Genomic DNA, 1,895 nt, shown 5'->3' with positions numbered 1-1,895 from the left:
TGCACGGCACCTCGCTGGCCAGCATCGTCACGATTCTTGACCTGACCGGCGCGGCCCGGATTGTCAATTCGACCCACTACATCCCCTTCGCCGCCTTCATCACGGCAGCGGTCTTTTACTTCTTGATGACGCTGACGCTGGTGGGCCTGTTCCACAAGGCCGAAGCGCGCTGGCTCAAGCCCTTGATGCCGCGCTGATGCTAGCCCCTATGCAACTATGCAACTACAAAAACACGCCCTACTTTCGCCCGCACCCGGCACCCAACGCGAGCTGATCTCGCTGCATTACGGCCAGGCAGGATGCGCCAAGGCCTATATCCAGGCGTCCCTGCATGCGGATGAGCTGCCCGGCATGCTGGTGGCCCATCATCTGCGCCTGAAGCTGAACGCCTTGCAGGCAGCCGGGCGCATCAAGGGCGAGATTATTTTGGTGCCGATGGCCAACCCGATCGGCCTGTCGCAGTATTCGCTGCATCTGCATCAGGGTCGTTTCGAGGCCACCAGCGGTGAGAACTTCAACCGCCATTACCCCGACCAGATCCTGGCCGCCGCGCTGGCCGCCGAACCTGAGCTGACCGCTGATGCGAGCCATAACGTGCAGGTCTTGCGGCGCGCATTGAAGCAGGCCGTCAATGCATCCGAGGCCGACACCGAGCTGAAGTCGCTGCGCCGCACGCTGATGGCGCTGTCTTGCGACGCCGACATCGTGCTCGACCTGCATTGCGATGCGCAGGCCGTCATGCATCTCTACACCGAGACGCCGTGCTGGCCCGAATGCGAGGCGCTGGCGCGTTACCTCGGCGCACGTGTGACCCTGCTGGCGCAGGAGTCGGGTGACAGCCCCTTCGATGAGGCCTGCTCGCAGGTCTGGTGGCAATGGGCCAAGCGCTTTGAAGGCCGCTTCCCGGTCCCCCAGGCTTGCCTGGCCGTGACGGTGGAGTTGCGCGGCGCCGCCGACGTCGAGCACGCTCTGGCCGAAGCGGATGCGCAAAACATCATCGATTTCCTCACCCATCGTGGCCTGATCAGCGGTGAAGCGCCGGCCATGCCGGCCGCCGTGGGCGACGCCCGCCCCTTGGCCGGCTGCATGCCGATCAAGGCCGAGGGCGCCGGCCTGCTGACCTTCCTGCGCCAGGCCGGCGAGACGGTGGCGGCCGGCGACGTGCTGGCCCATGTCATCTGTCCCTTGAGTGGCAGCGTCGCGGAGTTGAAGAGCCCCGTCGACGGTCTGTTTTTTGCACGCGATTTTGTGCGTTTCGCCAGCGCCGGCATGAAGGTCGGCAAGGTCGCCGGGCATGAAGCCCGGCGCACCGGCAAACTATTGGGTGCATGAGATGTCCGAAACCAGTCTGAAGGTCGAAAACCTGCACAAGCGCTATGGCGAGCGGGTGGTGCTGAAGGGTGTCTCCCTAGCCGCCAAAACCGGCGATGTGATCACCTTGATCGGCTCCAGCGGTTCGGGCAAGAGCACGTTCCTGCGCTGCCTGAATCTGCTCGAACAACCGTTTGAGGGCAAGCTCTCGCTCGCCGGCGAAGAGTTGAAACTGGTGCCCGACCGTGACGGCAGCTTGAAGGCCGCTGACGCCAAGCAGTTGCAGCGCTGGCGTTCGCGCCTGGCGATGGTGTTCCAGAACTTCAACCTCTGGGGCCACCGCACGGTGCTGGAGAACGTCATCGAGGCGCCGGTCTATGTACTGGGTGTGCCCAAGGCCGAAGCGATCGAGAAGGCCAGCGCCTTGCTGGCCCGGGTCGGCGTCTCGCACCGCAAAGACGCTTACCCGGCTCAGTTGTCGGGTGGCGAGCAGCAGCGCGTGGCGATTGCGCGCGCGCTGGCGGTTGAGCCCGAGGTGATGCTGTTTGATGAGCCGACCTCGGCGCTGGACCCGGAGTTGGTCG

General features: G+C 64.6%; 2 protein-coding genes and 1 pseudogene. All 3 read left to right on the top strand.

The window, feature by feature from the left end; translation table 11 throughout:
- Positions 1 to 197: pseudogene (locus RMO57_RS16310) on the top strand (amino acid ABC transporter permease); the annotation flags it as partial.
- Positions 198 to 216: 19 nt separating this feature from the next.
- Positions 217 to 1,332, top strand: coding sequence for a M14 family metallopeptidase (locus RMO57_RS16305; protein ID WP_310388387.1), 1,116 nt, complete (start codon positions 217 to 219; stop codon positions 1,330 to 1,332).
- Between the two features lies 1 nt (position 1,333).
- Positions 1,334 to 1,895 (top strand): ATP-binding cassette domain-containing protein (locus RMO57_RS16300; RefSeq protein ID WP_310388385.1); only part of this gene is annotated, 562 nt, incomplete at its 3' end.

This window comes from Roseateles sp. (assembly GCF_031397715.1).
In the GTDB taxonomy this organism is placed as follows: Bacteria; Pseudomonadota; Gammaproteobacteria; order Burkholderiales; family Burkholderiaceae_C; genus Paucibacter_A.
The sequence above is the reverse complement of the archived record's forward strand: the minus strand, read 5'-3'. Positions and strand labels throughout refer to the sequence as shown.

Excerpts from the sequence above, each read along its gene's own strand:
- RMO57_RS16305 (WP_310388387.1), top strand. The coding sequence starts at position 217 with ATGCAACTACAAAAACACGCCCTACTTTCGCCCGCACCCGGCACCCAA.